7 protein-coding genes are annotated in these 8,467 nt (G+C 39.2%); 5 read left to right on the top strand and 2 right to left on the bottom strand.

Features of this window, described 5'->3' with window-relative positions; translation table 11 throughout:
• Positions 1–6 precede the first annotated feature (6 nt).
• Positions 7–672, top strand: a complete 666-nt coding sequence (nth, locus tag ACWITO_RS03060) for an endonuclease III (RefSeq protein WP_448528539.1) — start codon at positions 7–9, stop codon at positions 670–672.
• Positions 673–683: 11 nt separating this feature from the next.
• Here nth and ACWITO_RS03065 read toward each other — a convergent pair whose 3' ends face one another.
• A complete protein-coding gene (locus ACWITO_RS03065; protein WP_448528540.1) occupies positions 684–1,283 on the bottom strand; it encodes a riboflavin synthase in 600 nt (199 codons plus the stop codon).
• 63 nt (positions 1,284–1,346) lie between these two features.
• Here ACWITO_RS03065 and ACWITO_RS03070 point away from each other — a divergent pair, with 63 nt between their 5' ends.
• The gene (locus ACWITO_RS03070) at positions 1,347–2,711 is read left to right on the top strand and encodes an NAD-dependent succinate-semialdehyde dehydrogenase (RefSeq protein ID WP_448528541.1); all 1,365 of its coding nucleotides are present in this window, start codon (positions 1,347–1,349) and stop codon (positions 2,709–2,711) included.
• Positions 2,708–3,157 (top strand): hypothetical protein, encoded by a 450-nt coding sequence (locus ACWITO_RS03075; protein ID WP_448528542.1) that lies wholly within the window; start codon positions 2,708–2,710, stop codon positions 3,155–3,157. Before ACWITO_RS03070 ends, ACWITO_RS03075 begins: the two co-directional genes overlap by 4 nt.
• On the opposite strand, the gene ACWITO_RS03080 is transcribed toward ACWITO_RS03075, so the two are convergent.
• Entirely contained in the window at positions 3,154–5,838 is a 2,685-nt protein-coding gene (locus tag ACWITO_RS03080) for a valine--tRNA ligase (RefSeq protein ID WP_448528543.1), read from the bottom strand. The genes ACWITO_RS03075 and ACWITO_RS03080 overlap by 4 nt on opposite strands.
• Positions 5,839–6,115: 277 nt before the next feature.
• Between ACWITO_RS03080 and pheS the strand changes: the two genes are divergently transcribed.
• Both pheS and ACWITO_RS03090 read left to right on the top strand, forming a co-directional pair.
• On the top strand, positions 6,116–7,135 hold the full coding sequence (gene pheS / locus ACWITO_RS03085) for a phenylalanine--tRNA ligase subunit alpha (RefSeq protein ID WP_448528544.1): 1,020 nt from the start codon (positions 6,116–6,118) through the stop codon (positions 7,133–7,135).
• The gene (locus ACWITO_RS03090; RefSeq protein WP_448528545.1) at positions 7,132–8,208 is read left to right on the top strand and encodes a tyrosine-type recombinase/integrase; all 1,077 of its coding nucleotides are present in this window, start codon (positions 7,132–7,134) and stop codon (positions 8,206–8,208) included. The genes pheS and ACWITO_RS03090 overlap by 4 nt, the downstream gene beginning before the upstream one ends.
• Positions 8,209–8,467 lie beyond the last annotated feature (259 nt).

The following is an 8,467-nucleotide window of genomic DNA, read 5'->3' on the forward strand; positions in this document are numbered from 1 at the left end:
TAATCTATGACCAAAAAACAACGCTATAAGTATCTTTTAGACTATTTTACCCAAAACTTTCCCGAACCTACAACCGAACTTCAATACGAAAACCCCTATCAGTTGCTTGTGGCAGTTATTCTTTCGGCACAATGTACCGACAAAAGAGTGAATGCTGTAACACCTGCTTTATTTGAGCGTTTTCCCACGCTTCAAAGTCTTGCAGAAGCTACTTTTGAGGAGTTGTATCCTTACATCAAAAGCGTTTCTTATCCCAATAACAAAACCAAACACCTCATAGCCGCCGCCAAGCGTATTGTAGAAACCTACCAAGGCGAAATTCCTGAAACTATTGAGGAACTGCAAACTTTGCAAGGCGTAGGCAGAAAAACAGCCAACGTTATTGCTTCAGTGATTTACAATCAGCCTGCTATGGCAGTAGATACCCACGTTTTTCGGGTTTCGCACCGATTGGGCTTGGTTTCGGCAAAAGCCAAAACCCCTTTGCAAGTAGAAAAAGAACTCACCCAAAATATTCCTGCCGAGCTAATACCCAAAGCTCATCATTGGCTGATTTTACACGGCAGATATATTTGCACAGCTCGCAAGCCGCATTGCGAAAAATGTGATTTTAAGCAAATTTGTACTTATTATGCAAAGCAAAAATCGGTTACACAAAGCGAAAACGCATAAAAACCTTTAAGCTATTTTTTCCAATACACTTCGGCAAGTTTTTGCAAATATTTGCCAATCATATCAAATTCTAAATTCACCTTATCGCCTACTTTGAGCTGATGAAAATTCGTATGCTCGTAAGTATAGGGAATAATAGCCACCGAGAAGCGATTTTTTTGAGAATTGACCACGGTCAGGCTCACGCCATTGATAGCAATAGAGCCTTTTTCAATGGTAATATTGGCAGAATGAGAGCTATATTCAAAAGTAAAAAGCCAACTTCCCTGCTCATCTTGAATATCGGTACAAGTACCGATTTCATCAACGTGTCCTTGAACAATATGCCCGTCAAGTCGCCCACCCATTAGCATAGCCCTTTCCAAATTTATTTTATCACCTACTTTCCAAGTTGTCAAATTAGTTTTTCGTAAAGTTTCCTGAATAGCCGTTACTTGATAAAGGTCTTGCTGATTGGTATGCGTAACCGTCAGGCATACGCCGTTATGAGCAAGACTTTGGTCAATTTTCAGCTCTTGAGCAAGCGGCGTTTGCAGGGTAAAAATCAAATTTTCTTGGTCTTTTTCAATTTTTTCTACTACGGCAAGTGTTTCAATAATTCCAGTGAACATTGTTTGGGCTTTTTAAGGAAATTTTATAGCTTTCAGCAAGAAACAAACGTAAAACACGCAAAAATGTTTGAAAGTCGCAACCCTTTTACCCAAGAACTCTATGCCAATTTTGCGGCAATAGGCGAAAAAGAATTAGATGTAAAATTACAAAAAGCCCACAAAACCTATCAAGAATGGCGATTTGTACCTTTGGCAGAGCGAATAGAGCCAATAAAATTTTTAGCCCAAAAACTTTTACAAAACAAAGAACGATATGCTGAACTTATCAGCAAAGAAATGGGGAAAATCATCAAAGAAGCCCGAGCCGAAATAGAAAAATGTGCTTGGCTTTGCGAATATTATACCCAAAATGCTGAAAATTTTTTGTCGGAGGAATGGATAAATACAGGAACGCACAAAAGTTATATCCGATACGAAGCATTAGGCGGTGTTTTGGGCATTATGCCTTGGAATTTTCCCTTTTGGCAAGTTTTCCGTTTTGCCATTCCCACTATGCTGGCGGGCAATATCGTTTTGCTCAAACACGCCCCGAATGTACCTTTGTGTAGCATAGAACTTGAAAAACTTTTTCAAGAAGCAGGTTTTGGCGAAGGAACATTCCAAAACCTGATGATAGAAACTGATTTGGTAGAAAAAGTAATTGCTTCGCCTGTCGTACAGGCAGTTACACTCACAGGTAGCGAAAGAGCGGGCAGAGCCGTTGCCAGCCTTGCAGGAAAACATCTGAAAAAAAGTGTAATGGAACTTGGCGGAAGTGATGCCTTTATTGTTCTTGCTGATACGGATATTGAACTAACAGCCCGAAATGCCTGCACGGCTCGTATGATAAACAACGGACAAAGTTGTATTGCCGCCAAAAGGTTTATTGTACTCAAAGAAGTATATGAGCCATTTTTGGAAGCTCTCGTAGAAAATTTCAAAAAACTTCGGCAAGGTAACCCCCTCAATGAAACCAGCGATTATAGCTGTTTGGCAAGAGTAGATTTAGCCGAAAATTTAAGCAGGCAAGTAAAAGAAAGTTTGCAAAGCACCAACCAACTGATTTACGGCAAAACAGAAAATCAAGGTACTTTTTTTGAGCCAACCATTCTGCAAGTAAGCGATTACGATAGCCCTGCCTTTCGTGAGGAGCTGTTTGGAGCGGTGGCTTCGGTAATTTGTGCCAAAGACGAAAAAGAAGCCATTAGGCTTGCCAATCAGAGCAGTTATGGTTTGGGAGCCTCTATTTGGACAAAAGACTTGGAAAAGGCTGAAACGCTCTCTAAACATTTAGAAGCAGGAAGCGTTTATGTGAATAGCATCGTAAAATCAATGCCGCAATTACCTTTTGGCGGAGTAAAAAATTCGGGCTATGGACGAGAACTTTCCGTAGCAGGTATTCGTGAATTTACCAATATCAAAAGTATCTTGATTGAAAAACAACTATGACACAACTTTTACGCAAACTATACAAAGAGGCTTCCGAAAATGAGAGAAAACTCAAAGAGTTTGAGCAGGCTATTCATCAAGAAAATATCAGCGAAGCCGTACGCTATGCCTATCAAGGAGCTTTGCAGGCTCTTAAAGGCAAATATAGCTTTCTGCCCGCTATAAAACTCAACTTTTTTTGGGAAGCAAGCAGTTATTTGCAGAAAGCCCTTGCCCAAGAGCCTGAAAATGTAGAAATTATTTTTTTGCGTTTCACCGTAGAATGTGGCGTTCCTTCGCTAATGAGCTATGCTTTGCATTTGCAAGAAGATAGAAAAAAAATCATTGCTCTTTTGCCTGAAAGTCGTTTGGAAGAGGACTTCAAGAAAGCCATAGCCGAGTACCTCATCAAATCGGGCAAATGCACTTTTGCAGAAAAAAAAGTTTTACAAGAAATTGGCGGTTAGCCCAATATTTCTTCCAAAGCCTTGATTTTGGCTTCTGCATCAGCGAGTTTTTTGCGTTCATTTTCTACGATTTCGGGTTTGGCATTGGCAACAAATTTTTCGTTAGAAAGTTTTTTCAACACGCTTTCGCGAAAACCTTTGTAATATTCTAAATCCTTTTTCACTTGCTCCAAATCTACTTCTACGGCTATTTGAGCAAAAAACTCTTCTGTTTTTACCAAAAACTTTACCGATTGGGTAGGCTTCTCCTCTACAAAGCCAATCCGAGCCGTTGCTAACTTCTCAATAGTTTTTTGCCATTTTTGTAAAATCTTTTCATTTTCAGATTTTTTTATGGCAATTTCTAAAATTTCTTTGGGCGAAATTTGATGAGCATTACGAGCATTACGAATTTGCGTAACTGCCTCAAAAGCAAGCTCGGCTTCTTGGAGTATATTTTTATCAAAACGCTCACTTTTAGGATAAGGAGCAACGCAAATGCTTTCCCCTTCTTGGCGTGGCTGAATATTTTGCCAAACTTCTTCGGTAATAAAAGGCATAAATGGGTGCAACAGACGCAAAAGTGTATCAAAAAACGTAATGGTTTGCTGATAAATCTGCTCATCAATGGGTTTGCCATACTCGGGCTTGATAATTTCCAAGTACCAAGAGCAGAAATCGTCCCAAAAGAGTTTGTAAATAGTCTGCAAAGCCTCTGAAATACGATATTTGGTGAAATGGTCTTCTATTTCGGAAAGGGCTTCGTTCAAGCGGGCTTGAAACCAAGAGATAGCTTCAGTTACTTGTCCTTGCTCCAAAGCAGAGGGAGCTACTTGCCAAGATTTGATAAGGCGATAAGAATTCCAGATTTTATTGGCAAAGTTGCGTCCTTGTTCGCAGAGTTTGGAATTGTGTGAGTCGGGGCTGTTCAAAAAGGCTTCTATATCTTCTTTTTTCTGCGATTTGGGAACAGGTGTATCAAAGAGCAAATCATTTCCTGCCGCCGAGCTGAAAAGCACACCAAAACGCACTCCATCGGCACTATACAATTCCATTAGTTTAAGTGCATCAGGGCTATTGCCCAAAGATTTGGACATTTTTCTGCCCAGTTTATCTCTAATCAGCCCTGTGAAATATACATCTTTGAAGGGCTTTTCTTTGCGAAACTCATAGCCTGCCATTATCATTCTAGCAACCCAAAAGAAAATAATATCAAAGCCTGTTACCAAAACATCTGTGGGGTAATAGTAGCGAATATCCTCGTTTTGGGGGTCTTTGAAGCCGTCAAATACAGAAATAGGCCAAAGCCAAGAGCTAAACCAAGTATCCAGGACGTCTTCGTCCTGACGAAGCGTAATATCTTTGCTTTCGGGATAGTGTTTTTTGTATTCTTGTAAAGCCTCCTCATAAGTTTCGGCTACTACTACATTGCCTTTATCATCATAAAAAGCAGGAATTTGCTGTCCCCACCAAAGCTGACGAGAAATGCACCAATCTTTGGGGTTTTCCATCCAGCTACGATACATATTCTTGAACTTATCGGGGAAAAAGCGAATGGTATCGTTCATCACATTTTCGTAGGCGGGTTTGGCAATATCACTCATTTTGAGCCACCACTGCATAGAAAGTTTAGGCTCAATCACTGCACCTGTTCGCTCAGAAGTGCCTACCTGATGTTTATAGTCTTCTACTTTTACCAAAAGCCCTGCCTCTTCCAAGTCCTTGATAATTTCTTTTCTTACCCAAAATCTATCTTTGCCTACGTATTTGGCAATGCCAACCGCCTCGGACATTGTTCCGTCATCGCCAATGGTATCAATCGCAGGCAAATTGTGCTTTATGCCTATTTCGTAGTCAGCAATATCGTGAGCAGGTGTAATTTTTAGCGTACCTGTGCCAAATTCCATATCCACATACTCATCGGCAATGATAGGCACTTTTCTATTCACCAAAGGCACGATTGCCTTTTTGCCTATCAAATGCTTGTAACGTTCATCATTCGGATTTACACAAACAGCTACATCACCGGGTATAGTTTCAGGACGAACCGTAGCAACCGTGAGATAATCATCAGCCCCCTCTCCTTCTACCAATTTATATTTGACATACACCATTTTAGACTGCGTTTCCTTGAAAATTACCTCTTCATCGGAAAGGGCAGTTTTGCCAACAGGGTCCCAATTCACCATTCTGACACCTCTGTAAATCCAACCTTTGCGATAAAGATGTACAAAACTCTTGATAACAGCCCTTGAAAGTTCTTCTTCCATTGTGAAACGTGTTCTGTTCCAATCGCAAGAGCAACCAAGTTTTTTGAGTTGTTCAAGGATTATTCCGCCATATTTTTCTTTCCATTCAAAAGCATATTTCAAAAATTCCTCGCGTGTTAGGTCTTTCTTTTCAATGCCTTTTTCTTTGAGCATTGCTACTACTTTGGCTTCGGTAGCTATGGAAGCGTGGTCGGTGCCGGGCACCCAGCAGGCATTTTTACCCGACATTCTTGCCCTACGAATCAGTACATCTTGAATGGTATTGTTGAGCATATGCCCCATATGCAATACGCCTGTAACGTTAGGCGGTGGTATGACAATCGTAAAAGGCTCTCTACTATCAGGTTTGGAGGCAAAAAAGTTATGTTTTAGCCAATAGCTGTACCATTTTTGTTCAACTTGCTGTGGGTCGTATTTGGTAGAAATTTCCATAATATTACGAAAATAAGTTAAAATTTAGAGGTTTTTGGTTTGTGGCTTGAACTCTAAACATTAAAAACTTCAAACTTAAACCATTTTTCAGAGATTTTGAGAAAAAATCAAAAAATCAGTTTCAATACATTTCGCCTGCAAAACTACAAAATTTTTGAAAGTAGAACGAGGTTTTAGATTTTGCTTTCGAAAAATTACACCCCAAACATCTAACATTTACGCTGAATTTCTTTACTTTGCTTTTTGGAACAAATATTTACCCCAAATATTATCAGATATGAACGCTTTTGAACAAGTAAAACAAGTTTTAGCCGAATTAGAAAGTTTTGTTATTGAAAATCCCAAGCAATTAGAGGAATTTCGTTTGCAGTTTTTAGCCAAAAAAGGGAAAATTCCTGCTCTAATGGAGGAGATTAAAAATATTGTTCCCAATGAGCGAAAAAATTACGGAATGGCAGTAAATGAGCTAAAACAAAAGGCTGAAAGTATTTTCAAAGAGAAGCAAGAATTTTTTGAAAATGCAACCGTAGCTATACAAGCCCCTGTGGATTTGACCTTACCCGCCGAGCCTTATCAGTTGGGTTCTACGCACCCGCTTACGATTGTGAGAAATCGTATTGTAGAGATTTTTGAACGTATGGGTTTCAATCAGTCGGAAGGGGGCGAAATTGAAGATGATTTCCACAATTTTACAGGGCTGAATTTCCCTGAAAATCACCCTGCTCGGGAAATGCAAGACACCTTTTTTGTGGAGAAAAATCCTGATATTCTCTTGCGTACCCATACCTCTTCGGTGCAGATACGTGTGATGCGTACCCAAAAGCCTCCTTTACGGACTTTTTCTATTGGCAGAGTATATCGGAACGAAGCTATCTCGGCAAGGGCTCATTGTATTTTTCATCAAGTAGAAGGCTTTTTTATTGATGAAAATGTGAGCTTTGTAGATTTGAAGCAAACACTATATCATTTTGTTAGGGAAATGTTTGGCAAAGAAACGCAAATTCGTTTTCGTCCTTCTTTTTTCCCTTTTACCGAACCCAGTGCCGAAATTGATATTTCTTGTCTGATTTGCAAGGGTAAAGGCTGTAATGTATGCAAGCATACAGGTTGGGTAGAAATTGGCGGCTCGGGAATGATACACCCCAACGTTTTTTCAAATTGTGGTATTGATAACGAAAAATACACAGGCTTTGCCTTTGGAATGGGTTTGGAGCGTATCACAATGCTCAAATACCAAATCAAGGATTTACGCCTATTTACCGAAAACGATTTGCGATTTTTAAGGCAATTTGTATGAGCGGCATTACTTTTGAGTTGGGGGAGCATAAAGGCAGAAAAGTGATTTTTATTCGCTTCCCCTTTGATAAAACTACCAATGAATGGGTAAAAGGTCTTTCGGGTGCAAAATGGAGCAACACGAATAAGTGTTGGTATGTACTTGATAATGCTTTTTACAGAAAAAAGTTTGACTTGCCCTTGCCCGAACAAATTCCTCAGACGAAGGCTTGGCATCAGCTCTGCGAAAACAACCAAGAGGCTTTGCGGAAATTAGTAGAAACTTTGGAACTCAAAGCATATAGCACTTCTACTATTAAAACCTATCGCAATGAATTTGCACAATTGCTTTATTTGCTCAAAGACTATGATGTAAATGATTTGGACTCTGAAAAATTGAGGAGTTACTTTTTGTATTGCATCAAATTCTTGAAACTTTCTGAAAGTACCCTGCATAGTCGTATCAACGCAATAAAGTTTTATTTTGAGCAAGTATTGAAACGTCCTAAGATTTTTTTGGAAATCCCACGACCCAAAAAACACCAAAACCTTCCCAAGGCTCTTACGGCGAAAGATATTCAAAAAATATTTGAGGTAACCACAAATTTGAAGCACAACACCATTTTGAAGCTCGTGTATGGAATGGGCTTGCGAGTAAGCGAAATTGTTGGACTTAAAATCACGGATATTGATAGTGAGAATATGCGAGTCTTGATTGAAAAAGCCAAAGGCAAAAAAGATAGATATGTCAATTTGCCGCATAGTATTTTAGAGCAATTAAGGAGCTACTGGCTGGCTTACAAACCCAAAGTGTACTTATTTGAGGGGCAGTATGGGGAGCAATATAGCATTCGGAGTGTGCAACAGATATTTAAGAACGCTCTCAAAAAAGCGAAAATCAACAAAGATGTGGGTATTCATAGTTTGCGTCATAGTTTTGCAACACATCTTTTAGAGCAAGGGACAGATATTCGGTTCATACAGGAACTTTTAGGGCACAAGGATATCAAAACCACACTACTCTACACGAAAGTTAGCAATCAGGCGATACAAAAAATCAAAAGCCCTTTGGATACTCTTGACAACACAAAATAGCATTGCGTATTTAGATTGCCTCAATCTATTGCTCTATACACCAAAAAAATCTCATATTTGTATTCATACAACATAACTATCTGATTTTGAGAAATAATTTTTTTCAAAAACGTTTTGGAAATTTCAAAAATATGGTTATTATTGCGTATATTTACAAGTTATGCGGCAGCTTAAAAGACAACACCAAACGAACAGACAGATAAAAAATGAAATCAGAAAATAAACTCGCAGGACTTGGACTTTTGACAGCAATTTCGGC

The organism is Raineya sp., from assembly GCF_053497555.1.